Annotated in this window: 19 protein-coding genes; 11 read left to right on the forward strand and 8 right to left on the reverse strand. The window is 47.0% G+C overall.

Going from position 1 to position 25,839, the window contains the following annotated elements:
* Window positions 1-48: 48 nt before the first annotated feature.
* Window positions 49-2,040 carry an OmpA family protein gene (locus tag QZT80_RS21300; protein WP_295126939.1) on the forward strand — a complete coding sequence of 664 codons (1,992 nt, stop codon included), beginning with the start codon at window positions 49-51 and terminating at the stop codon, window positions 2,038-2,040.
* 188 nt (window positions 2,041-2,228) lie between these two features.
* On the opposite strand, the gene QZT80_RS21305 is transcribed toward QZT80_RS21300, so the two are convergent.
* Window positions 2,229-2,720: a hypothetical protein gene (locus QZT80_RS21305; protein WP_295126942.1), complete on the reverse strand. Its 492-nt coding sequence runs from the start codon at window positions 2,718-2,720 to the stop codon at window positions 2,229-2,231.
* 541 nt (window positions 2,721-3,261) lie between these two features.
* Here QZT80_RS21305 and QZT80_RS21310 point away from each other — a divergent pair.
* Both QZT80_RS21310 and QZT80_RS21315 read left to right on the forward strand, forming a co-directional pair.
* A complete protein-coding gene (locus tag QZT80_RS21310; protein ID WP_295126945.1) occupies window positions 3,262-4,677 on the forward strand; it encodes an MATE family efflux transporter in 1,416 nt (471 codons plus the stop codon).
* A 107-nt stretch (window positions 4,678-4,784) separates the two neighbouring features.
* Window positions 4,785-5,708, forward strand: a complete 924-nt coding sequence (locus QZT80_RS21315) for a PfkB family carbohydrate kinase (protein WP_295126948.1) — start codon at window positions 4,785-4,787, stop codon at window positions 5,706-5,708.
* A 76-nt stretch (window positions 5,709-5,784) separates the two neighbouring features.
* Here QZT80_RS21315 and QZT80_RS21320 read toward each other — a convergent pair whose 3' ends face one another.
* Window positions 5,785-6,597 (reverse strand): S1/P1 nuclease, encoded by an 813-nt coding sequence (locus tag QZT80_RS21320; protein WP_295126951.1) that lies wholly within the window; start codon window positions 6,595-6,597, stop codon window positions 5,785-5,787.
* Window positions 6,598-6,722: 125 nt separating this feature from the next.
* Between QZT80_RS21320 and uvrB the strand changes: the two genes are divergently transcribed.
* The 4 genes from uvrB to QZT80_RS21340 all read left to right on the forward strand — a co-directional run bounded on the left by uvrB (window position 6,723) and on the right by QZT80_RS21340 (window position 12,785).
* Window positions 6,723-8,777 carry an excinuclease ABC subunit UvrB gene (gene uvrB / locus QZT80_RS21325; RefSeq protein ID WP_295126954.1) on the forward strand — a complete coding sequence of 685 codons (2,055 nt, stop codon included), beginning with the start codon at window positions 6,723-6,725 and terminating at the stop codon, window positions 8,775-8,777.
* Between the two features lie 434 nt (window positions 8,778-9,211).
* Window positions 9,212-10,603 (forward strand): ammonium transporter, encoded by a 1,392-nt coding sequence (locus QZT80_RS21330; protein WP_295126957.1) that lies wholly within the window; start codon window positions 9,212-9,214, stop codon window positions 10,601-10,603.
* A gap of 270 nt (window positions 10,604-10,873) precedes the next feature.
* The gene (locus tag QZT80_RS21335; RefSeq protein ID WP_295126960.1) at window positions 10,874-11,923 is read left to right on the forward strand and encodes a porin; all 1,050 of its coding nucleotides are present in this window, start codon (window positions 10,874-10,876) and stop codon (window positions 11,921-11,923) included.
* 202 nt (window positions 11,924-12,125) lie between these two features.
* Window positions 12,126-12,785, forward strand: a complete 660-nt coding sequence (locus QZT80_RS21340) for a DUF2461 domain-containing protein (RefSeq protein ID WP_295126962.1) — start codon at window positions 12,126-12,128, stop codon at window positions 12,783-12,785.
* 183 nt (window positions 12,786-12,968) lie between these two features.
* Here the strand turns inward: QZT80_RS21340 and QZT80_RS21345 are convergent, their stop codons facing one another.
* Both QZT80_RS21345 and QZT80_RS21350 read right to left on the reverse strand, forming a co-directional pair.
* Complete coding sequence (locus tag QZT80_RS21345; RefSeq protein ID WP_295126963.1) at window positions 12,969-13,220, reverse strand: hypothetical protein; 252 nt, start codon at window positions 13,218-13,220, stop codon at window positions 12,969-12,971.
* Between the two features lie 351 nt (window positions 13,221-13,571).
* Window positions 13,572-14,564, reverse strand: a complete 993-nt coding sequence (locus tag QZT80_RS21350) for an aspartate-semialdehyde dehydrogenase (protein ID WP_295126966.1) — start codon at window positions 14,562-14,564, stop codon at window positions 13,572-13,574.
* A 120-nt stretch (window positions 14,565-14,684) separates the two neighbouring features.
* On the opposite strand from QZT80_RS21350, the gene QZT80_RS21355 reads away from it, so the two are divergent.
* The 3 genes from QZT80_RS21355 to QZT80_RS21365 all read left to right on the forward strand — a co-directional run bounded on the left by QZT80_RS21355 (window position 14,685) and on the right by QZT80_RS21365 (window position 20,083).
* A complete protein-coding gene (locus tag QZT80_RS21355) occupies window positions 14,685-17,237 on the forward strand; it encodes a lamin tail domain-containing protein (protein WP_295126969.1) in 2,553 nt (850 codons plus the stop codon).
* Between the two features lie 387 nt (window positions 17,238-17,624).
* Entirely contained in the window at window positions 17,625-18,266 is a 642-nt protein-coding gene (locus tag QZT80_RS21360) for a DUF5606 domain-containing protein (RefSeq protein WP_295126972.1), read from the forward strand.
* A 98-nt stretch (window positions 18,267-18,364) separates the two neighbouring features.
* Window positions 18,365-20,083, forward strand: a complete 1,719-nt coding sequence (locus tag QZT80_RS21365) for a M3 family oligoendopeptidase (RefSeq protein WP_295126975.1) — start codon at window positions 18,365-18,367, stop codon at window positions 20,081-20,083.
* A 29-nt stretch (window positions 20,084-20,112) separates the two neighbouring features.
* On the opposite strand, the gene QZT80_RS21370 is transcribed toward QZT80_RS21365, so the two are convergent.
* Together QZT80_RS21370 and QZT80_RS21375 are read right to left on the reverse strand one after the other, a co-directional pair.
* Window positions 20,113-20,541 (reverse strand): Fur family transcriptional regulator, encoded by a 429-nt coding sequence (locus tag QZT80_RS21370; RefSeq protein WP_295126978.1) that lies wholly within the window; start codon window positions 20,539-20,541, stop codon window positions 20,113-20,115.
* A gap of 12 nt (window positions 20,542-20,553) precedes the next feature.
* Window positions 20,554-21,180 (reverse strand): SCO family protein, encoded by a 627-nt coding sequence (locus tag QZT80_RS21375; protein WP_295126981.1) that lies wholly within the window; start codon window positions 21,178-21,180, stop codon window positions 20,554-20,556.
* A gap of 296 nt (window positions 21,181-21,476) precedes the next feature.
* On the opposite strand from QZT80_RS21375, the gene QZT80_RS21380 reads away from it, so the two are divergent.
* On the forward strand, window positions 21,477-23,768 hold the full coding sequence (locus tag QZT80_RS21380) for a TonB-dependent receptor (RefSeq protein ID WP_295126984.1): 2,292 nt from the start codon (window positions 21,477-21,479) through the stop codon (window positions 23,766-23,768).
* A 741-nt stretch (window positions 23,769-24,509) separates the two neighbouring features.
* On the opposite strand, the gene QZT80_RS21385 is transcribed toward QZT80_RS21380, so the two are convergent.
* Both QZT80_RS21385 and QZT80_RS21390 read right to left on the reverse strand, forming a co-directional pair.
* A complete protein-coding gene (locus QZT80_RS21385; protein ID WP_295126987.1) occupies window positions 24,510-25,175 on the reverse strand; it encodes a hypothetical protein in 666 nt (221 codons plus the stop codon).
* A gap of 52 nt (window positions 25,176-25,227) precedes the next feature.
* A complete protein-coding gene (locus QZT80_RS21390; RefSeq protein WP_295126990.1) occupies window positions 25,228-25,791 on the reverse strand; it encodes a phosphoribosylglycinamide formyltransferase in 564 nt (187 codons plus the stop codon).
* Between the last annotated feature and the right edge of the window lie 48 nt (window positions 25,792-25,839).

A 25,839-nucleotide genomic window follows, 5' to 3' on the forward strand; every position in this document is an offset into this window, starting at 1 on the left:
TGTTTAAGCTAAAAGAAAGGGTATAGTATTAATATAAGACCTCAAACTATGAAAAAAACTACACGCATCTGGCTGGTGATAATAATGCTTTCGGGAAATTATGTACAGGCGCAATACGTAATGGATTATAAACGCACCGCCGATAACTATTTCCAGACGAGGGATTATTATTCGGCCGCTCAATATTATAATCGTGCGTTGGGAACATCGAAAGGCAAACCGGATGAGGTGCGGCCTTACCTGGTTGAGAAAACTACTTCGAAGAAAGGGAAACAGTTTAAGGACCACGAGCTGATCGTTTACCGCCTGGCGGAATCGTACCGGATGTATTACGATTACGGCAATGCCGAAAAATGGTACGAGCAGGTAGTAGCCTTCAATGGTGCATCTGCCAGTTTTCCGCTTGCCCGTTTCTGGTATGGCGTGTCGCTACGCGCCAACAATAAATACGACGAAGCCTTAAGCCAGTTCCGGCAGTTTAAGCAGGAATACAAGGGCCTGGATGAATATACCAATAAGGTGGATCTGGAAATAGCTTCCTGCGAATTTGCGTCGAACGAGATGAAGAAAACATCGCGGTACGAAGTGGCTAAAATGACTGGCAACATTAACCAGGGTGGTGCAAACTACGCCACGGCTCAGCCCAATAGCAGCACGCTTTACTTTACTACCTCGCGCCCCGAACAGGGAGAGCCCGATAAGAAAAATACGCCTTATGTAAATAATATTTACGAAGCTACCGCGAATGATGATAAGTCGTACAGCAACGAAAAAAAGTTACAGCTTCCTGTAGCCAAAGGTTTGGATCAGGGTACACCTGCGTTGAGTCCTGATGGCAACACGCTGTACATTACGCGCTGGAGTGTAAAAAATGGCGTGAAGCAATCGTCCATCTACAGCAGCATCAAACAAGGTGATGCCTGGGCGGAACCCAAGCCACTTGATGCAGCGGTAAATGTAGAAGGCTACAGTGCGAAGGAGCCTTTCATTACTCCTGATGGTAAATACCTGGTATTTGCTTCCAACAGGCCGGGGGGAATGGGCAAGTTCGATCTTTGGTACAGTTCAATTACTGACGGCCGGGTTGGTGCCGCTCAGAATATGGGTACCACCATTAATACAAAAGAAGAGGAGCAGGCCCCGTACTATGACAACAAGGCCAACCTGCTGGTGTTCAGCTCTAATGGACGTATTGGTTTTGGCGGACTCGATTTCTTCCAGAGTAAGGGCAATTTCGGTGCCTGGTCGGTACCCGAAAATATGGGGCATCCTATCAACTCACAAAAGGATGACTTGTACTACGCTTCCGTTGATAACGACATGGGTATGCGTAAAGGTTATATCAGCTCTGACCGTGAATCGGTTTGCTGCCTGGAAATCTATACGGTAACACGTAAATCTAAAATGCTCGGCGGCCTGGTGCTGGATTGTGATACGAAACAAGCCCTCACCGGTGCAAAAATAACCTTACTCGATACTGTAAACAACAAAGTAATCGACCAGGTGGTGATTAACGAATCGGGTATGTATATGTTCGAAGTAGAAATGAAGAAGCGTTACAAAGTGGTGGCCGAAAAAGACAACTACTTCACCAAAGCGATACAGGTAAGCACCAGTCCGCTGGCGAATGTAGATACGATGATGAGCCCGTCTTTTTGTCTGAACCGTTATGAAATAGGAAAAGCCATTATCCTGAGGGATATTTTCTACGATTACAATAAAGCAGATCTCCGCGAACAGTCGCTCGTGGTGTTGGATACATTGTACAGCATCATGGTCGATAACCCGGCTATCACCATTGAGCTAAGCGCTCATACCGACAGTAAGGGTACCGATGCTTATAACCTGAAACTCTCCGAGGCGAGAGCGCAAGCCTGCGTGAATTACCTTATCAGTAAAGGTATTGCACGTGCCCGGCTGGAAAGTAAGGGTTACGGAGAATCTAAGCCTATCGCTCCTAATACCCAACCGAACGGTAAAGACAATCCGGACGGCCGGCAGTTGAACAGGAGAACAGAATTTAAAGTACTACGTAATTGATGTTATATGTAAACAGATCGTTGTAGAACACTTTCGATGTGGATGTCTATCCCAAACGAAATTTATTGGGTTTAATAGCTAAGAATAATAGCCGGAGAATTCTCCGGCTATTATCTTTTTTGGGGGGAACTGAGGATGAAAACAGGAGTTGAGTTTCCGTTCAACTAAATCTCTTTTGTGCCGTTCGATTACTGAGCCTGGTACAGGTTACCTTTAGCTACAACGCTGTCAGTTCCTGCTCCTTTCTTGAAAGTGATCTTCGCGTAAGAAGGATACTTCACCAGTGAATCGTAAGTGAATTTAGTAGCGGTGGTGTTACCTGGCAGTACAACAGTTTTGATGTTGCTGATCTGCGCAGAAATAGCAGAACCGTTAGCAGTGCTCTTGAAGTTACCAACTTTCAGGAGCGTGTCGGTGGTAGTGCTGGCAATAGAACCTTTGAATACGTTGAATGCGTAAGTGGTGTCTTTAGTAGAGCTGCTCAAAGTGATCTTCAGGTTGAAAGAAGAATCAGCATTTGCAGTAGCAACAACCTGCGCTTTAGCGCCATTAGTCGCTACGAGGTTGTAAGTTTTGCTTCTTACAGAAGGTCCGTCATCGTCACTGCAGGCAGCAAGTGAAACTCCAAATACGGCAGTAGCCAGCAATCCCAACAGGGCGCGGTTTTTAAACATAAGCATGATTTCCGTTTTAATAAGTTTGTTTTCCGTTTACTGGATTTTTTTGATCCATGTGTTAAACGGAGGCTAAGAAAAGAATGTTACAGTACGTGTTAAAAAAAACTAAAAGATTATCTGGCAGTATTTCTAATATCCTTTGTGGTAAAGGGTTTTGTGGCTATAATTTTTTTTTATCTTTTAGTCCGGAAATGATGCCGGATTAAGTGGGTGCATAATTTATGCGGTGTAACATCAATGTCAACCGCTCATTTTTTCTTACTAGTTATCTTTTTCGTCCGCGATTTATTTTTACATTTACATATCTCAATGCAAAGGTCCATGAACTGCTAATTTCAACCCGGTACTTCCAGGTTACTGCTTAAAAAGCTCGCCCCGTTACGTAACAGACGAAGAATTAACTTCGCCCTTATCACTGTTTTTATAACTTTATTTTTATGTACATCTTATCTGTACCTGTTCTGATCAGGTAATTATCTGTTATTATTTGCGCTGTTCGCGCATCGGTTTTAAACAAATTCTTCATGATAAATATTTGCAGCTAATGCAACAGGTTACGGAATCAAAGTCCCGCAGGGGACAGTTTTTCAAACTGCTTTGGGAAGCTATAACCGGAGGGGAAAAGGAGTATACCTCTGGTAGTATAGACAAAGCCATTTTTTTACTCGCCGTTCCCATGATACTGGAAATGGTAATGGAATCGACATTCGCCCTGGTCGATATTTTCTTTGTGGGCAAGCTTGGCAAGGCCGCCGTGGCCAGCGTAGGACTCACAGAGTCGGTACTCACCATCGTTTACTCTGTGGCTATGGGGCTTAGTATGGCCTCTACCGCCGTAATAGCTCGCCGTACAGGTGAAAAAGACGCTGAGGGTGCTGCCCATTCTGCGATGCAGGCTATCTACCTGATGACCGGCATTTCGGTGTTGGTAAGTTTAGTGGGCCTGTTTTTCTCCGACAAGTTGTTACTGCTCATGGGGGCCAGTGCCGACGTAGTGAGCGTGGGCCATGGTTATATAAAGATCATGCTCACCGGCAATATTGTGATCATGCTCCTGTTCCTTATAAACGGGATATTCCGTGGGGCAGGTAATGCTGCCATTGCCATGCGGTCGCTGATTATTGCCAATGTGCTTAACATCCTGCTTTGCCCGGCGCTTATTTACGGTTTTGGTCCGCTGCCCGCCATGGGTCTTGAAGGCGCGGCGGTAGGCACCACTATTGGTCGCGGGGTTGGCGTGTTATACCAGCTTTACCACTTGTTTATTAAGAAAGATGGTATTTCTATTGCGGCCAGGCACCTGGGTTTCGATCCTGCTGTTGTGAAGAAGATACTGAAGATCGCCGCAGGCGGGGCCGCGCAGTTCCTGATAGGTTCTGCCAGCTGGATTTTCCTGGTGCGCATCATCTCCATATTTGGCGAAGAGGCGCTGGCGGGTTATACCATTGCCATACGAATGATAATATTCACCATATTGCCCGCCTGGGGTATGGCCAACGCTGCGGCTACGCTGGTGGGCCAAAACCTGGGGGCACAGTTGCCCGAACGGGCGGAGAAATCTGTCTGGAGGGCTGCGTTTTTCAACATGGTCTTTCTGGGCGTGGTGTCTGTAGTGTATTTTCTGTTTGCTCCTTTCCTAATGAGCTTCTTCTCTACAGATCCGGAAGTATTGCGGTACGGCGCGCAATGCCTGCGCCTGGTTACCCTGGGTTACATCTTCTACGCCTATGGCATGGTGATTTCCCAGTCCTTTAACGGTGCCGGCGATACGCGTACACCCACAATTATCAACCTCGCCGGTTTCTGGGGTTTCCAGATACCGCTGGCCTATCTGCTGGCGGTTGTTGCCGGTATGGGGCCGGCAGGCGTGTTTGTGGCCATATCCATAGCCGAATCGGCCATTGCGCTGGCAGGCATTCTCATCTTCAAAAAAGGAAGATGGAAACAGGTAAAGGTTTAGATGCTTTATACAGCAGGGGGTGTAGATAGCTGCGCCCTCTGTATTTTAATGTATATCACTTACCTTTGCCAGCGTTTACAAGGATTTTAATCACTAAAAATTATTGCATGTCCCTTACGGTTGTAGGTACTATGGCGTTTGATGATATCGAAACGCCCTTTGGAAAGTCAGATAAGATCATTGGTGGTTCGGCCACATTTATTGCCTGGGCGGCCTCTAACTTCGTTACGCCCATTAACCAGGTGTCTGTAATCGGTGGCGACTTTCCCGAGGCGGAACTGGATGCGCTGAAGGCCCGTGGCGTTGCGCTGGAAGGCGTGCAGGTTAAAAAAGATGAAAAGTCTTTTTACTGGGCCGGTAGGTATCATATGGACATGAATACCCGCGATACCCTGGCGACTGAACTGAATGTACTGGCCGACTTCCAGCCTGTAATTCCTGAAAGTTACCAGAGCAGTGAGTTCCTGATACTGGGTAACCTTACGCCGCAGGTGCAGCTGGATGTGATTAAACAAATGAAACAACGCCCCAAACTGATCGTAATGGATACCATGAACTTCTGGATGGAAGTTGCCCTGGACGATCTGAAAAAGGTACTTAAAGAAGTAGACGTGCTGATGATCAACGATAGCGAGGCCCGCCAGCTTAGTGGTGAGTTCTCACTCGTAAAAGCAGCCAAGAAGGTAATCAGCATGGGCCCCCGTTACCTCATCATCAAAAAAGGTGAACACGGCGCACTGCTCTTCCATGAAAACCATGTATTCTTTGCTCCGGCTCTTCCTTTGGAAGATGTGTTTGATCCAACCGGTGCCGGCGATACTTTTGCAGGCGGCTTCATCGGCCACCTCGCTAAAACCAAAGATATCTCCTTCGAGAATATGAAGACGGCCATCATCGTAGGTTCGGCCATGGCATCGTTCTGTGTAGAGAAATTTGGTGTACAGCGCCTCCGCGAAATCACCCAGGAAGACATTGCCGGCCGCCTCGAGCAGTTCGTGGAACTGGTGAACTTCGATATCGATCTCGTTTAGTTAAATCGGATTTCTACATAAAAAGGAAGGGCGTACGACAATCGTACGCCCTTCCTTTTTATATGAATCATCTCTTTTATTCCCCGTAAATACCGTTCAGCACCGCAGCCAGTCTCAGGCCACCCTTCAGCAACTGGTTGTTAAGGTCGTTTACAAAGATGTAATTGTAACGGTAGCTCAGTTTCTCCTGGTCCTTGGTGCGGGCATAAATTTTGTCGGACACTACGTGCGATTCGTACAGCCAGTCGATCAGTGAGCCACCCTGGTAGCTTTTTACCTGCGCCGGGCTGGCAATGTCGAGTATTTTAGTATACTCAGTGTAGCTGTACTGCTGGAATTCGATCAGGTGTTCGTCCCAAAGGCGGTGCAGGTTGGAAGGACGGTCGAACCAGAAGATGCTTATTTTATTGCCTCCCTGGTCTTCGTCGCGGCCTACGTGTAAGGGTTGGTGAAGGTCGCCTACAAGGTGTACCAGCCACTTAAGGGCTTCGATCTTTTTCTCCTTCGAAACAGATGGGTTTTTAAGTTGCTGGGAGGAGGAAAGGATTTGGGTATACAAATTCTCCCCCTTCATGGCCTTCAGTTCACTTTCCAGTTGCTGGCGCGAGATGTTGCCTGCAAAGTCGACATAATGCCATTTGGAGGTGTGGTTATATTTATTGGTGGTGTCGGATTTAATGAAGTCGGGCCAGTTGGATATCATGGCGAGGGTTTCGCGGCCAATAAGTCCGGCAATGGCCTTTTTAGCCTTAGGGCTCAGGTGGTTCGTAGCAATTTCGGCTACCACGCGGTGCCCGATTGGTCCAAATGCAGACGCTCTTACGGTAAATAACAATGCCATCATCAGCACACTGCCCAGCTTTACACAATATTGGAAGTATTTGTTCATGAATCGGTAATTTTGATCTAAAGTCGAACAAAAATATGAATTGTGTGTGAAGGCCGTCCTTTTTTTGAGTTCGATAGTTATTTACAGGACCATCAGGCCTTGGCCACCATGAAAACTAAACGGATATGAAATTTAAGTTAAGCGCCCCTTACGAACCCGCCGGCGATCAGCCGGAAGCCATCAGAAAACTTACAGAAGGTGTGAATGAAGGAGAGCCGTTCCAGACGCTGCTGGGAGTAACGGGTTCCGGTAAAACATTTACTGTGGCCAACGTGGTGCAGAATGTGCAGAAGCCTACGCTGGTGCTTACACATAATAAAACCCTGGTTGCCCAGCTGTACGGTGAACTCAAACAGTTTTTCCCGGATAACGCCGTGGAATACTTCGTTTCCTACTACGATTACTATCAGCCGGAGGCTTATATGCCCGTAAGCGACACCTATATAGAAAAGGACCTGGCCATCAACGAGGAGCTGGACAAACTGCGCCTTCGTGCAACCACCAGTCTGCTGTCGGGCCGCCGCGACATTATAGTAGTGGCCAGCGTATCGTGTATATATGGTATGGGTAACCCTACTGAATATGCGAACAGTATCATCCGCATCCACAAGGGTCAAACCATTGCCCGCAACGCCCTGTTGCATGGCCTGGTAAATTCCCTGTACTCCCGTACCACCGGCGATTTTAATCGTGGTAACTTCCGGGTTAAAGGCGATACGGTGGATGTGAACCTGCCGTATGTAGACTATGGCTACCGGATTACTTTTTTTGGGGATGAGATAGAAGAGATCGAAAGCATAGACATTACCAACGGCAAACGCATAGGCACCATGGAGAATGCGGCCATCTTCCCGGCCAACCTTTATGTAGCCTCTAAAGATATGATGGTAGAGGTGCTGCACGAAATCCAGGATGAACTCCTGGCCCAGGTGGAATACTTTAAGGCCAATGGTAAACTGATAGAAGCGCAACGTTTGTCCGAAAGGGTTAATTATGATTTAGAGATGATAAGGGAGCTGGGGTATTGCAGCGGTATCGAAAACTACTCGCGTTTTCTCGACAGACGCCTGCCCGGCACACGCCCATTCTGCCTGCTCGATTACTTCCCAGACGATTTCCTGCTGGTGATAGATGAAAGCCACGTAACCATTCCACAAGTAAGTGGCATGTATGGCGGCGACCGTTCCCGCAAACTCACCTTGGTAGATTTCGGGTTCCGGCTGCCCTCTGCAATGGATAACCGCCCGCTTAACTTCTACGAATTCGAGAACCTGCTGAACCAAACCATCTTTGTAAGCGCCACCCCCGGCGACTACGAATTGAAACAGACTGAAGGTGTGGTGGTAGAGCAAATCGTACGCCCTACCGGCCTGCTTGATCCTCCCATTGAGATACGTCCGAGCAAGAACCAGGTAGACGACTTGCTGGAGGAGATAGATAAAAGGATACTAAAAGGCGACCGTGTGCTCGTAACCACCCTTACGAAGCGGATGGCCGAGGAGATGGATAAGTACCTGCACCGTATCAATATCAAATCACGCTACATACACTCCGAGGTAGATACGCTGGAGCGTGTGGAAATACTACGCGACCTGCGCCTCGGTAATATAGACGTACTGGTGGGTGTGAACCTGTTGAGGGAGGGACTCGATTTGCCCGAGGTGTCGCTGGTGGCTATCTTGGATGCCGACAAAGAAGGTTTCCTGCGTGACGAGCGCTCCCTTACCCAAACTGCTGGCCGCGCCGCCCGTAACGTGGATGGCCTGGTAATTTTTTATGCGGATAAGATGACCGACAGTATGCAGCGTACGATCAACGAAACCGACCGGCGTCGGGAAAAACAACATGCCAATAACCTGGCAAACAATATAGTACCACGTACGGTGAAGAAGTCGATAGAGCAGATTATGGGGCAAACGGCCGTACTAGCCATCAAGAATTACGATGAAAGTTCGCCTTACGCGGTAAACGACGCCGCAACAACATCCGTGGTGGCCGAAGACGGTGCTGCTTACAATAAAGATATGGTGAAAACGATTCCCCAAATGGAGAAGGCAATTGGGAAGGTGCGTAAGGATATGGAGAAGGCTGCAAAAGACCTGGATTTCATGGAAGCTGCCCGTTTACGAGACCAAATGTTCAGTATGCAGCAGGAATTAGAGAATATGAAACGGAAATAGGGTTAATGGACGTTTATTTCAGGTTAAAAAAAGTAAAACACATATAGAATTTAATGCAATGTGATTGAATATTTGTTGTGTAATTGTGCTATGAATCGAATTGAATATAATATTTAAACTATTGTATATCAATTATTAGAAAGCAGTATATCGAAATAACAGTAGCGAGTGGCTTCGGGTTTTTGCAAAATTTCAATTTCAATGTTAAGGAAAAGTTAACTACTTGTATTTGAGTGAGTTGTATAGGGTTTTTGGCTTGTTGTGCTAATCTTAAGCAGTTCGAAAACAATATTTATATTATTATTATTTGCTATATAACTGACGTTTCCCGTACATTTGCCCCTCAATTTTCAAATATTTCCAATTTTATAGCCTTCTATTTGATTTTTTAAATCGTAAACATACTTTTATTACGAATTTTAAAATCAAACGCTATGAAGAAAAAATCACTACAGGACTATCTACCATTTATTTTCCTGGCAATAATTGCGGTTGCGGGTATTTTTTTCAAGGTACCAGCCAGTTTTTCTGATCCGGAGGGTAAATATAACTATGCGGATATCGCCTGGATTTTGGTGGCCTCTTCACTTGTATTCCTGATGACCCCAGGTTTGTCATTCTTCTACGGAGGCATGGTAAATCGTAAAAATGTGATCTCTACATTAATGCAAAGCTTTATCGCAGCCGGTGTTATCAGCATCGTTTGGGTTGCGGTTGGTTTCTCCCTGGCATTCGGTGAATCACAAGGTGGTTTCATCGGATCACCCAGCACATTCTTCTTCTTTAAAGATGTAAGCTCGGGTGCCCCGTGGTCGTTGGCTCCTACCATTCCCTTACTGTTGTTCGCATTATTCCAGATGAAGTTTGCGATCATCACCCCAGCCCTCGTAGTAGGTGCGGTTGCCGAGAGGATCCGTTTCACTTCCTATGTATTGTTCATGGTGCTGTTCAGCCTTATCGTATATGCGCCAATTGCACACTGGACATGGCATCCTGATGGTTTCCTGTTCAAGCTGGGTGTACTTGACTTTGCTGGTGGTACTGTAGTACACATTTCTGCCGGTTGTGCTGCCCTCGTAGGTGCCCTGGTACTGAAACGCCGTAAGGACCACGTAGCTAAGAAAGAACTTACGCCTGCTAACATTCCTTTCGTAGTATTGGGTACTGGCTTGCTCTGGTTCGGCTGGTTCGGTTTCAATGCCGGTTCTGCCCTGGGTGCTAACAGCCTTGCAGTTTCTGCTTTTGCTACTACTAATACTGCTACTGCTGCAGCTGGTCTTTCCTGGTTATTCTTCGATGTGATCCGCGGTCGTAAACCTTCGGCGCTCGGTTTCTGTATCGGTGCGGTAGTTGGCCTGGTGGCTATCACTCCTGCAGCTGGTTTTGTAGGTATTCCTCAAAGTATCTTTATAGGTTTCATTGCAGCTATCGTTTCTAACATGGTAGTACATTGGAAATCAAAATCAACTATCGACGATACCCTGGACGTATTCCCCTGCCATGGTGTTGGTGGTATAGTTGGTATGCTGCTTACCGGTTTGTTCGCAACCAAAGCTGTTAACAGCGCTGCAAGCGATGGCTGGTTCTACGGCAACTTCGAACTGTTCAAAAATCATGTTATCGGTCTGGCAATCGTAGTGTCATACAGCCTGGTAATGTCTTTCCTGATCTTCAAACTCATCAACCTCATTCACCCACTGCGTGTAACTGACGAAGAAGAGCTGCAAGGTCTGGATGCTACTCAGCACAACGAGCAATACCATCCCAACAATATGAAAATTGCTGGTAACGGTGAGCTCAAAGAAGAAGAGCTGATTCACGGTTAAGATCTGACATTAAATTATATCTCCTGTAATAGATCACCGCGGTGCGGTTGGTATGGGCTCGTATTGCCTGCGCTGCGGTGGTCTTCTTTTAAAAATACAGGAATGCGCGCATGAAGAAAGTTTGTTAACAAACGAAGTTATGGATCACTAAGCACGGTTATGGTAAAAGAACAAACAATTACGAATCAACAGATGAAGTAAAAGCAACCTCAAACACGACGCAATACTATTAGCGGCTACCCTCCATTTTATCAATCTAAAAATCAAAGCATGAAGAAAGTTTTTTTGACTTTAATGGCTGCTTCATGGGCGTTTTATGCCCAGGCACAGGACTCAACTCGCCTTTTACCGGAAGGATTAAAGATCTCTGCATCCGCAGATGTTTACTACAAGTTTAACTTTAATGAAAATATCACGGATAATAAGACCAGTTTCACTAACTCGCACAATAGCTTCGAGTTAGGTATGGCCTCGTTGAAATTGGAGCATTCCTTTAAGAACGTTGGTTTCGTGGCAGACCTCGGCTTTGGAAAACGCGCTGAGGAATTTTCTTACAACGACGACAATACAAGGTTTGCGATCAAGCAACTGAATGTATATTATTCTCCGGCTTCCTGGTTGAAATTTACGCTGGGTGCTTATGGTACGCACGTAGGTTACGAACTTGTAGATGCATATCTGAACCGTAACTACAGCATGTCTTACATGTTCTCTTACGGCCCCTTCTTCCACACGGGTGTGAAAGCCGATATGAGCTTTGGTTCTCACAGCTTTATGGTAGGCGTGTTTAATCCAACCGATCTGAAATCGGCTTCGTTCACCAACCATAAATACGTTGGTGCCCAATACGGCTATGCGCCGGGCAGCGTGCCTTTCAAATTTTACCTGAACTACATCGGCGGCCGTGATACCTTCCAGGTACGTAACGACCAGGTTGATGCGGTGATCACTTACCAGGCCTCTTCTAAATTCGGAATTGGTTATAATGGTACCGTGAGCCATTACAAAAATGGTGAGTCTGCAGACTGGTGGGGATCTGCCCTTTACCTGAACCTGGACCCAACCGAAAGTTTCGGGTTAACCCTTCGTAGTGAGTACTTCTCCGATAAAGATGGCCTGAAAATATTCACTGATCCCGCTAAGTTTGATGAGGGTGGAAGCGTTGTAGCGTTTACGCTTTCTGCTAACTACAAAATCGGCGGTTTCACACTGGTGCCGGAGTTCCGCCTGGACCAGGCTTCAGAGGATTTATTCTCTAAAGGTGATGTGGCCAAAAAAGCTTCAGCTAACTTCCTGCTGGCGGCTATTTACAAGTTCTAGGATTTGGCTCATATAATATCGGTTTAACTAAACCGCGTTACGCTTAAAAGTGTGCGATTTTTATCGCACACTTTTGCCGCGCAGTAACCTGCTGAAGGCAACAACCTGATCTATCCTGCTTCGAGGAGCGCCATAATTATGGCGCTTCTTTTCTTTATTTTGTATATTTTGTCAGACAATTAAGCGTAAACTGATACACATTATGTTGAGCCCATCTACTCTGAAGTTCCTTAAGGAGCTACAGAAAAACAACAACAAACCCTGGTTTGATGAGCACAAAGCACAATACCAGGATGCTAAAGCAGATTATGAGAGCCTTGTACAGCAGATAATAGACGGCCTTTCGCGGCAGGATGAGCAGATAGAGGGATTACAGGTGAAGGATTGCGTATTCCGTATTTATAAAGATGTAAGGTTCTCTAAAGATAAATCGCCCTATAAAGTTAATATGGGAGCGGCTTTCGTTAAAGGAGGCAAGAAGTCGCCTTATGCAGGTTATTACTTTCATTTTGAACCGGGCGGTAAGAGCTTTGCCGGTGGAGGCCTCTGGATGCCAGACGCGCCTGTACTCAAAAAAACAAGACAGGAAATTGATTACAATTTTGCAGAGTTCCAGGATATTATCTCCCAGAAGGATTTTATCCGCACCTTTGGAAAGGTTGAGGGGGACGCATTAAAAACAGTGCCCCAGGGTTATCACCCCGATAATCCGGCCCTCGCCTACCTGAAGCTAAAAAGCCTTACGGTTGGCCGCAGCTTTACCGATGAAACCTGTACACAACCGGCGCTTACAAGAGAAATCCTGAAAACGTTCGCAGTGATGCAGCCCTTCCTCAAATTCCTTAACAGGTCATTTGATTAGGATAAAATAAATAGAAAGAAAAAGATAGAATCGCCCTGGTACGATAGAAGAAAATAGGGTAAATGATCGTGCCGGGGCTTTTTGTATTAATTCGAATATGCCAGCCAAATTTGTTGTTCGTCCATGGACCATTCGGATGGACCATGGACGCTAAGTATCACAACAACAAAACGAAATGGTAAATTAATTTTTGTGTATCAAGAACTCAAATGGACGCGCTTTACGGTTCTTTAATAGATTTTCTTTGTCAGTTCTGGTTTGTGCAAAACGTTGGTTGTAAACATTTGCTACCTCAACGATCGGTATGATACCGTCGAGCGTATCTTTCTGGTCTACAATACTCATGATGCGCGAAACCTGCGAAGAAAAATTAGAACTCCACTCTTCGGTGAACTTGTGCATAAGAAGCAGTTCACGATTGGTGTTGGTTTTCATAGGAAAGGGTATTTAGTTTAGTAATAGTTTTGATAGAACTTAATAACTCTTTAGAAACAGAATGCATAGGATTTCATTTCAAAATTCATTCTAATCTGGCACAATTCAATACTACTTCCGTGTAATTTTTTATGCTACGACAATTTTACACAGTTCTCTCTTCATAGTTCTCCAAATAGGCAAGCTCTCATAGGCGCTCTCGTTGCTCTCGGTTTTTCGTATAACCCTTTCAGTAACGGTTAGGGAAGTGAATTTACACTAAATATTTAGAAAATACAATATTCTTTAAAAAAATAATCCCATAGTCATATGACTATGGGATTTGAAGTTATTCACATGTGGATATTTACTTTAGCTTACCCACTTTTGCGCATGCAAATACTCGGCGATTTGCACCGCATTAGTGGCCGCACCTTTACGCAGGTTATCGGCTACTATCCACAGGTTCAATGTTTTAGGCTGCGACTCATCGCGGCGTATGCGACCTACGAAAACTTCGTCCTTTTCATGCGCATCTTTAGGCATGGGGTACCTGCCAGCCGAAGGTTCATCTACCACGATAATTCCGGGAGCGGTTTCAAGGCTTTTACGCACATCTGCCAACTCATATTCTTTATCAAATTCTATGTTAACTGATTCACTATGACCGCCCATTACAGGTATACGCACTGTTGTAGCAGTCACCTTAATGTTATCGTCGCGCATAATTTTCTTTGTCTCCAGCACCATCTTCATTTCCTCTTTCGTATAACCATTGTCGAGGAATACATCGATTTGCGGTATAACGTTAAGATCAATGGTGTGTGCGTACGCCATAGCGCCACTAACACCATTACGTTCGTTCATCAATTGTTCTACTGCTTTAACTCCAGTACCTGTAACAGATTGGTAAGTAGATACTACCACGCGGCTGATGTTGTACAATTTATGCAGCGGGCTCAATACCAGCACCATCTGAATAGTAGAACAGTTAGGGTTCGCGATAATTTTATCTTCAGGTGTAAGTGCATTACCATTGATTTCGGGCACTACCAGTTTCTTGGTAGGGTCCATACGCCAGGCGGATGAGTTGTCGATTACAGTTATACCCGCTTCGGCAAATTTAGGCGCCCACTCCAGGGAGGTGCTACCACCGGCAGAAAACAGCGCAATGGCCGGCTTCATGGAAATAGCGGTATCGGCATTCACCACCTTGTATGGCTTGCCCTTAAATGTTACTTCCTTACCTACCGATTTCTCGGACGCTACAGGAATAAGTTCGGTTACCGGGAAATTTCTTTCCTCGAGCACTTGCAACATTTTGGAGCCTACCAGACCGGTTGCTCCTACTACGGCTACTTTCATTGTTTTTTTATTGTTTTTTAATAAGGAGTCCAAAATTAACACTTCGACGCTTCATTTTTACGAAGTTTTTTTCAGGCTGATTGTAAGGATTGTTTTAACTTCATTTAAAACCAACAAGTTATGTTAACCCGTATTGTTTGTGCGCTGCTTTGCGCACCCCTATTGGCCAATGGCCAGTTTTCTGAGTATTTTGATGCGCCCTCTGTAAAAGAGCTTCCTGCCTGGAAGGGGACCGACAGCGCCTGGAACTTAAGCAATGGTGTGCTGCAATCGGCCAGTACCCGTGCTAATACTGCGTTTTACTTGAGCCGGCCAGTAACTTTACCAGCCGCCGCACAATGGGAATGGTGGATGAAACTGGACTTTAATACATCGTCCACCAACTATACAGATGTTTACCTGGCAGGCGATGCAGCGGACCTTACCGCGGCTTCAGGGATTTTCGTGCGTATAGGTAACACCGCCGACGAAGTATCGCTCTACCGAAAATCGCCCAATGCTGCTCCTGTCAAGCTTATAGATGGCCGCGACGGTACCACCAATCTATCTTCCTCCACGCTGAATATACGTGTTACATACGCCAACGGCGAATGGCAACTGTTTACAAAGCTGGGCGACGGTGGTTATACAAGAGAAGGTAAGGCTGCGGATACCGTTACGCTTGCTGATAGCTATTTTGGACTACTCGTACGCCAATCTACTACAACGTTTTGGTCAAAGCATTATTTCGATAATGTTATCTGCGGCGTCTTTCAGCGCGATATTACCGCGCCAACGCTCGTTCAGCTTGAGGTTAGAGATGCACAACATATTTTCGTGTTATTTTCTGAAAGCATCGACAGTGTGGGAATTAATAATTTCTTCGCTTCAAATGGCGCAGGTAATCCCCCGAGGGTGGAACGCGACAAAGAGGTGCCGGCGGCGTACCACTTATATTATGAAATACCTTTTATGTCGGGCCAGCCTTTTAATTTTCATATAAAGGGGGTGATGGATGAAGCCGGCAACCAGATGACGGATGTTGATTCGAGCCTGGTGTATTACCTGCCGCAACGATACGATGTAGTCATCCACGAAATATTCGCCGACCCCTCGCCCGTAATAGGATTACCCGCCTACGAATTCCTGGAGTTACACAACCGCTCCGCGTTCCCGGTGAATGTTGGAGGATGGACGGTTCAAACGGGCAGCGGAAATGCAAAACTGCCTTCCTTTTGGTTGAAGCCGGATAGCTGTGTAATTCTTTGTGCTGCTGCTGCGCAACCATATTACATGCCACATGGCATGGTGTTGTCGCCCGCAAATTTCCCTACGCTGACGAATGAAGCCGACCGGGTTGTGTTGTTCAATGCTGATGGCGCGGTTATCCATTCCGTGGAGTATTCGTCGGCATGGTACGGCAACTCGCTAAAACAAAATGGAGGATGGAGCCTGGAGATGATCGATCTCGACGCGGCCTGCATTGGTGCTGCGAACTGGAAGGCATCCGTTGCAACGATGGGGGGTAGCCCCGGCAAAGCCAATTCTGTGGTGGGGCAGGCAACGCAGGAGGGACCTGTGCTAACGCATCTCACTACGATCGATAGCTCACATGTTCGCCTGCATTTTTCCATGCCGCTCAACAGTGTTAATGGCAATAATTTCCTGCTTGCGCCTGGTAACCTGCCAACAACAGTTATGCTCGAGCCTCCGATGTTTCAGCAGGTAACACTGCAACTGCCGTTTCCAATGGTTGCCGGCCAGCTTTACAGTATCAGATCAGCAGAGGTGATGAGCTGTAACGAAGTAACCGCATCAACCCCGGAAATCAACTTTGGCCTGCCGGGAACACCGGCCTTCGGAGATTTATTGATCAGTGAGACCCTGTTTAACCCTCCGGCCACCGCATCCGATTTCGTGGAGATTTACAACCGCAGTAACAAAGTGATTGACCTTTCGGGCTTATACCTGGCCAATCGTAAAAGCGATGGCGCGCTGGATAATATTACCCGCCTCACATTAAGCGGCAGGCAACTGTTACCGGCCAACTACAGTGCCTTCACCGAACAGCGTGATGCCCTGTGCCGCCACTACGCCTGTAAAGCGTTTGCCAGTTTGCTCGAAACGCCACCTCTGCCATCTTTTCCCAATGCGGAAGGCTCGGTAGTACTGCTGGACGCACAGGGCAACGTGATAGACGAAGTCCGTTATTCGGAGAAGCAACACTTCGCCCTTATCAAAAATCCAAAAGGTATATCGCTCGAACGGACCACTTTTGCCGATATGGCCATCTGGCACTCCGCCTCTTCGTCCGCAGGCTACGCCACGCCGGGTTACGTTAACTCGCAACTGGAAAATACGCCCGCACTTAAAGGCACCCTTACGGCCTACCCTGAAGTTTTTTCGCCCGACAACGATGGCCGCGATGATCTGGCGTTTATCGGTTATAATTTTACGTCGCCGGGCAAAGTGGCCAATATCACCATTTTCGATGCCGGGGGAAGACCAGTGAAGGCGCTGGCGCGTAACCAGTTGCTCGGAAATACAGGCAAACTTAGCTGGGACGGACTTTCGGACTCCAGGCAACCATTGCGCCCAGGCATATACATCGTTTATGCTGAGGTGTTCGACCTTGGGGGAAAGGTAGATAAGTGGAAACTCCCTCTCGTACTGGCGGGCAACATGGGCCGGTAGAACAGGAACGAGTCCCCGATAGTCTGTATGACTTTGTGGGAAATGGTAAAAAGGTGGAAGCGCTCGCCGGGATTGGCTGGCTAGTTGAAGCATGTCTAAACCGTAAGAAGGCGAACATTAACCGGCAGCTTAGACGGTAAAAGGGAGACATTTGCCAGTACGACCGCCAGGAAGTTGTTTAAAAATCACCCTAAAAATCCCTTCCCGGGAACATAAATAGGTTTATTTTGCGCCCCCCGGCCGGGCCGGTCAGGTAGCGATTTGTCTTATAATCCTTTACTGTATTGGGTTTGAGAGGAGTTCGCCGGTCTGGCAGGCAGAATTAAAATTTGCGGGCGGGCTATCTATTGGTAATTTTTTATATTTGCCCTTCTTAAAAAAATGAACATGCAGTACAGAGAAATTGTCGCAGTGACCGGTTTAGGTGGTTTATTCCAGTTGGTAGCCAGCAAACAGGACGGCGCTATTGTTAGGTCGCTCGAAGATAAAAGCACACGCTTCGTGTCTTCCCGCGTCCACAACTTTACCCCCTTGGAAAGCATCGAGGTATTTACTACAGGCGATAATGTAAACCTGGCCCTGGTATTTAAAGCCATGCAGGAAAACGAATCGCAGGCTGCGCCCATCGAACCTAAATCTGACAATAATAGCATCAAGGCTTACTTTAAAAGTGTTTTCCCCGAATTTGACGAGGAGCGCGTATATGTAAGCGATATGAAGAAAATGCTGAAATGGTACGGCATCCTGAAGCAGAACGAACTGCTGAAGTTTGACGAGATCCTGGCGGAAGAAGGTGAAGAAGTAGCTGTGGAAGAAGCTGCACCAGCAGCGGAAGTAGCAGAAGAAGCGAAACCTAAAGCCAAAGCGAAAGCTAAAAAAGCTGCCGCTGATGTTGAAGGTGAAGTAGCAGAAGGCGCCGAAGAAAAACCTAAGAAAGCAAAAGCTCCTAAGAAAGTAGCTGCAGAAGGTGCGGAAGGCGAAGAAGCTCCTAAAGCTAAAAAAGCAACAAAGAAAAAAGCGGAAGAATAGTCCGATTTTTTAAGTCATATTTGAAGTTCCGGGCTTCCCTTCTGCAATTGCTGAAGGAAAGGCCGGAACTTTCTTTTTTACCCTAAAACAAGCACGAAATGGCGAATGCACAAATAGAGAAATTGCCGCGGCACTTCCTGCCCGAGAATTTTGAGGTAACAAGCTGGGACGTTTTGCATCCTTTTTTCGAGGAACTGAATGAACGCCCGCTTACGGACGTTAAAGCGCTGGAACAATGGCTGCGCCATATGAGTGAGCTTGAAGCGGTAATAAGTGAAGATGCCTGCTGGCGCCAGATCAAAATGACCTGCGACACCACTGATAAAACACTGGAAGACGCGTTCACCTACTTTTGCATGGAAATACAGCCGAAGCTGCAACCCTATGCAGATGCCCTGAACCGTAAACTGCTCGCCTGCGAGTTCACCAAACAGTTGGACCAGCAACTGTATTTCACCTACCTGCGCAATGTAGATAAACAGGTGAAGTTGTTCAATGAACAAAACATTCCAATACAGGCCGAACTGAGCGTGATGGCCCAACAGTACGGGGTGATCAATGGTAAAATGACCATCGAACTGGAAGGAAAGGAATATACCTTACAGCAGGCCGCCAAGTTCCTGGAAAGCAGCGACAGGGGTAAACGTGAAGATGTATTCCGTAAAACGGCGGAACGCCGCCTGCAGGACAAGGACAAGCTGGACCAGCTATACACTTCCCTGGTGGTTAAGCGCGACGAAGTAGCTAAAAACGCAGGCTTCGAAAACTACCGCGACTACAAATTTGAAGAGTTGGGCCGGTTCGAATACACGAAAGAAGATTGCTTCCGCTTTCACACGGCCATTAAAGAGCATATACTGCCAATCGTTACGCAGGTGCTGGAAAAACAAAAGGAGAAACTGGGTGTAGACCCGCTGCGTCCATGGGATACAGAGGCGGAGCCAATGGGCATCAAGCCGCTGGAGCCTTTTGCTACGGGCGAGGATTTAATTAACCGCTCCATCGAATGTTTCGACAGGTTGCGTCCTTTCTTCGGCGATTGCCTAAGGGTGATGAAAAAGATGGGTCGCCTGGACCTGGAAAGCCGTATTGGTAAAGCTCCGGGCGGATACAACTGCCCGCTGGCCGAAACGGGTGTGCCGTTCATCTTTATGAACGCTGCCGGACAAATGAAAGATCTGATTACGATGGTACACGAAGGTGGCCACGCTATTCATTCGTTCCTGAGCCACGAGCTGCCGTTGAGCGCGTTTAAAGAGTACCCCATGGAAATTGCGGAAGTAGCCAGCATGAGTATGGAGCTGATCAGTATGGACCATTGGGATATCTTCTTCAGCAACCCGGAGGAACTGATACGCGCCAAACAGCAACAGCTCAAACGTTCCATCACCATCTTCCCATGGATTGCAACGATCGATAAGTTCCAGCACTGGGTGTACGAACACCCGCAGCATACCGTGGAAGAACGCACGGCGAAGTGGGTAGAGATACTGAACGAGTTTTCCGGCGATGTGGTTGACTGGAGCGGTTTGGAGGCACATCGCGCCATTAGCTGGCAGAAGCAGCTGCATCTTTTTGAAGTACCGTTCTATTATATCGAGTACGGTATTGCACAACTGGGTGCGATCGCTATGTGGAAACAGTATAAGGAAAATCCACAGCAGGCGCTGGATAATTACGAAAAGGCTCTTAGCCTGGGTTATACAAAAACGCTGCGTGATTTATATACCGCCGCAGGTATACGGTTCGACTTCTCTCCGGATTATGTGAAGGAGCTGGCCGATTTTGTACAAAAAGAAATAGCCGCATTAGGATAACAGAAAAGGGAGCGATCAGCTCCCTTTTTTTATTTACACTCTTTACAAACCCCGCTAACCACTACTTCCACATTCTTGGCCGCAAAGCCATTTGGCAGTTGTATGGGCGGCACGTCCGTACCATCAAGGCAGGTTGTAGAGCCACAGTTGTCGCACTGAAAGTGGATGTGATGATCGTGGTGCTCGTGCTCTTTACAATCCGATTTGCAAAGGGCATAGCGAACGGAGGTATCGGTAGTAGGAATTTTGTGCACAATACCTTTGTCGAGAAAGGTTTGCAATGTGCGATAAATAGTAACACGGTCAAATGCTTTGCCATTCAGCTTTTCAAAGCTTGCATGCTCCAGCGCGCTTTTGCTTTGTAAAAACATTTCGAGCATTTTCGTTCGTGTTTCGGTAACGCTTAGTTTGTTTAGGCGTAACATCTGTTCTATACGTTCCTGTTGTTTCGCAGTCATGGTAACGGTAGGTTATTCGTGTATTAAACGGTCGATGTCGGTATTTAACTTCTCGATATCTTTGGCTTTAGTGCCTTCGTACAGCCCGCGGATACGTCCTTCTTTATCCACCAGTGCAAACCATTGTGTATGCACAAAGTCTTCGGGACCGGTGTAGGTACCATCATCTACCAAATAGCTTTCGCGGGCCATTTTATACAATTCTCTTTTAGTGCCGGTTAAGAACCACCAGTTTTTGGAGTTGGCGCCATGTTTGGCGGCGTACTGCTTTAAAACGGCAATGCTATCTATCTCCGGGTCTACAGTATGAGATAAAATCAGGAAATTCGGGTTAGTTTTATACTTTTTATATACTTTTTCGAGGTTAGCGTTCATCTTAGGACAAATACCCGTACAGGTAGTAAAAAAATATTCCGCTACGTAAAATTTACCCATCACATCATCCTGTGTAATTGTTCTGCCATCCTGGTTAGTAAAGGAAAATGCCTTTATCTTATGGCCGGGCGTACCCAGCACGGGCAACCGCTCCCTCCCGAAATAAGTTCCCGTTTCACCTTTAATTACCATAGAGGCATACCCAAGGAACACCGCACTAAGCAGTACAAAAAACACTGTTATAAAAATCGTCCGCTTCGACATACCGATACTTGCTTTTGAATTAATACGCAAAGGTACTATAGAATACGCCTCTGCCCGTATTTTTTACCCCTGGTCTAAAAATTAGACCTTTTGGATGCAACTCAGTGTCAAAATTACGAAATATGCACCGGTCGGGCAAATAGTCAATTATACAGGTAACTCCTTACTAACTAGGTTTTTAAAAGGGTTTGGGGGGATGGGACATAAGTGTAGGACAGCATTACGCCACTCAATATTTAGACTAGTCTAAATATAAAGTTAGATGAGTAATTGATTTGGTTTTACATTTGAGCATCATGAATATTAAAATGAGTTTAAAAAACATACCCCTGCTCTGTTTATTGTACACACTTCCCTTACAGGCTCAAACCCGGAAACTGGAGGGTAAAATTACATCGGATGGCAAGCCTGTACCTTTTGCCAGCGTTGGGTTAACCGATATAAAAACAGGTACTACCAGCAATGAACTGGGTGAGTTTAAGATAGATGGGGTGGCACCCGGTACACATATTTTGCAGGTAACCGCTGTAGGTTATGTGAAATATGTTCAACAGATAAGGATAGCAGCAACGGGGGCTCCTTACCATATAGAACTACAGGCTACCTCATCCGCATTAAACGAGGTAGTAGTGTCAGGCACTTTAAAAGCGGTCAGCAAAATGGAAAGCCCGGTGCCGGTGGAAGTATACTCGCCTGTATTTTTCAGGCGTAACCCTACGCCCAGTATATTCGACGCCCTGCAAAACATTAATGGCGTGCGGCCGCAACTGAACTGTAACGTATGTAACACCGGCGACATTCATATTAATGGTCTTGAAGGCCCTTACACCATGGTAATGATAGACGGGATGCCGATCGTGAGCGCCCTGTCGACCGTGTACGGATTGTCGGGCATACCAAATAGTTTGGTGGAACGGGTAGAAATCGTGAAGGGACCCGCTTCGGCCTTGTATGGTTCCGAAGCGGTGGCGGGTTTGATTAATATCATTACTAAAGATCCGGTTACTGCCCCTTTGCTAACGGCCGATGTAATGACCACCAGTTGGCAGGAGCATAACGTAGATCTGGGGCTGCGGTTTAACATAGGCAAAAAGGCGAAGTCGCTGGTGGGCATTAACTATTATAATTACCAGCAGCCGGAGGATAAAAACGGGGATGGTTTTACAGATGTTACCTTACAACACCGCATATCGGTGTTCAATAAATGGAGTTTCGATCGGAAAGAGGGACGGGTGTTCACTATTGCGGCGCGCTACTTTTATGAAGACCGTTGGGGTGGGGAGATGAATTGGGACAAACAGTTCAGGGGTACCGATAGCGTGTATGGTGAAAGTATATACACCTCCCGCGTTGAGTTGATTGGTAATTACCAGCTACCGGTGAAAGAAAAGATGATGTTCCAGTTTTCGGTGAACCAGCACGATCAAAACTCAGCTTACGGTACCACCTGGTTTAATGCGAAACAAAACATTGCGTTCGCACAGCTTACCTGGGACAAGCAGCTAGGCCGCCACGGACTGGTGGCTGGTTTGCCCTTCCGTTATACTTTTTATGATGATAACACAACGGCTACTGAAGATAAAACGGATCTTGGTTCGCGCAACCGCCCCGACCGCACTTACCTGCCAGGCATTTTCGTACAGGATGAGATAAAGCTGGCGCAGGCGCACACGCTGTTGCTGGGCATGCGTTACGATTATAACTCTATTCACGGCAGTATTGTTACCCCGCGCTTCGCTTACAAGTGGGCGCCTGATCATAATAATGTACTGCGACTGAACGCTGGTACCGGCTACCGCGTCGTATCCATCTTTACCGAAGATCATGCTGCCCTTACCGGTGCGCGGGAAGTAGTGATCAATGGCAGCCTGGACCCGGAGCGCAGTTGGAACGTAAACCTGAACTATGTAAAGAAGATACCGCTTAATAATGCATTCCTTGGATTGGACGGTACCGTATTTTACACCCGTTTCTCCAACCGTATTATGCCCGATTACACCACCGATGCGCAGAAGATCATTTACCGGAATCTCGATGGCCATGCCGTATCGAAAGGTATTAGTCTGAACACCGATGTCACATTTTCGTTTCCGCTGAAGTTAATTGCCGGCGCCACGTACACGGAAGTGTTTCAGGTAGAGCAGGGTGAAAAAACACGTCCTATGCTTACGGAAAAGATTACCGGTACCTGGAGCGCCTCTTATGCTTTTCGCAAAATAGGCCTCACGTTCGACTACACCGGTAATCTTTATGGACCTATGTTGCTACCCAGGCTAAGCGAAGAAGATCCCCGTGCGGCAGAGTCGCCGGTATGGAGCATACAGAATGTACAACTGACGAAGAAACTGGGTAAAAACTGGGAGATATATGGGGGCCTTAAAAACATTCTGAACTTTACCCCACCTTCCAATTCCATAGCACGCTCGCACGACCCTTTCGATAAACAGGTGCAGTTCGATGGCAATGGCCAGGTAATAGCTACCCCCGAAAATCCATACCGCCTCACCTTTGATCCCAGTTACGTATTTGCCCCGAACCAGGGCATCAGGGGCTTTCTTGGGGCGAGGTACATATTGCCGGTTAAATAAGTGCAGTTGCGGTGTATACACCGCCGGCCTATGGAAAAGCGGTTACTTCGCCCGTATGAGTCTTCACGGAAGGTACGTGGATACAAGCAGGATGTGAGGAAGATACAACGTGAGCGGCACGTAAGCGGAGGATGAGCGGACGGTGAGCGGACGATGAGGCCTGTTTTCAGGCATGCGGGTGCGATTGCGACAGTTGTTCGAAATGTAGATGGTGTCTACATAGAGTAAGGTGGAAGTATGTTGAAGCGGAGGGTAAGCGGACGGTGAGGGGTTTTTTCGGGCACGCGGGTGCAATTGCGACAGGTTTTGCCCAATAGAATTGATGCCGCTGAAGGGAGTGACCTTTAGGTTTGTTGCGCGGTACAAGAGGTTATTGCGTAGTGCGAGACGCTGCGGATGCTAAACTATATTGTGTGCCCGCGTTAGCGGGCATCACCCTGCCCGTCATGGCGAGGAACGAAGCCATCCTCCGCTCCAGTCTCCGCACGAGATACGCATGGTCTACATGACTATTAGGTAATAGCAACATGCACCTTATTCGTAACGGCAGCGTTGCCTTCCGGGAAGCTTTTACTGTTGCGAAGACTTGAGCGGAGGATGGCTTCGTTCCTCGCCATGACGATCTAGTGACGCCCGCTAACGCGGGCAGTGGTGATTAGTTTCTGCCCAATAATGTTCAAACAGCTGAAGGGAGTGACACAACGGCGGCCGAATAGAAAGGAGAAGTTTGTTCCTAAGAAATTAAAATCCTAATCCCAGTTTAATACCGAGATGAAGGCTTGGGAGTACCTGTACCAGCTGACCATTGTCGGGCGTAGCGATGCCGTTTTTATTATCGAAAGCCAGGTAGTTATATACTTTCGTACGCAGGCCCACCCCGAGGTATGGGTCCATCACGAACCTGCCACGCGAAAACTGGCGACCGAGCAGCAGTTGCAGGCCGTATACGTTTTTGGTGGCATCGCCGGTGTAGGTAACGTCGTTGATTATGTAGTTTTCTTTCGGGTAGAATATCTTTTTATAGAACAGGATGGGTTGGAAGTAGGTGCCTTTTGCGTGCAATACCCCCGACGACTGGCCGAGGTACCAGCGGAGTCCTGCGCGAAAGCCAAGACCGGTGGCCTCTACGAACTGTCCTGTGCTGATGCGGGGTTTCTTTTGACCGTAGTCGATCCTTTTGGTGAGTACATAATCCGGGTAGTCGGTGTATATACCCATTATACCCAGTTCAACACTCAGTTTATCCGTGAGCATTTGTTCCACTGTAATATCCAGTGCGCTGATTAGGCTGGAAGGATTGAATTTAATGAAAGTACGTTTGCCCCTGCTATCCTGTGAAGTTTCCTGTGCACTGGCAACCAGGCCGGGCATTGTGGCCAACATGAGGATGAGTAATGCTCTTTTCATATGGATAAATGAACTTTAAACAGGCGGAAAAAGCTGCGCCGCCCGTTGATTTTCAAGACAATAATCGTTCCACAATTACCGGGTACCACCGGTGTTCCAGCGCATGCACCTTTTTGGCCACAATGGCCGGAGTATCGGTTGGGTCTACATTACAGCGCTCCTGCAATATCACCCGTCCATCGTCATATTTATCGTTTACATAGTGTATAGTAATACCAGTTTCCGATTCGCCGGCGGCAATTACCGCTTCGTGAACGAAGTGTCCGTACATGCCTTTACCGCCAAATTTGGGGAGCAGGGCAGGGTGGATGTTGATAATTTTATCCGGAAAGGCGGCTACCAGGTTAGCAGGCACTTTCCAGAGGAAGCCAGCCAGTACAACGAGGTCAATTTCCATTTCCTGTAAAATGGACACATAATCGTCTGAACGGAAAAACATCTCTTTATCAATGAGTAAGGTAGGAATGCTTTCGGCGGCGGCGATGTCCAGTACCCCGGCGCCTGGTTTGTTACAGAGGATCACTTTTACCTTTATGGTATCGGAATTCCTGAGGTGGTCGATAATTTTCTTAGCATTGCTCCCGGCACCGGAAGCGAAAATGGCAATATTTTTCAAAGCAGTTACTTATTTAAATCGGTTCTTAGCCGGTGCAAAAATAGGATT

Origin of the sequence: uncultured Chitinophaga sp., assembly GCF_902168175.1 — a bacterium.
Classification (GTDB): domain Bacteria; phylum Bacteroidota; class Bacteroidia; order Chitinophagales; family Chitinophagaceae; genus Chitinophaga.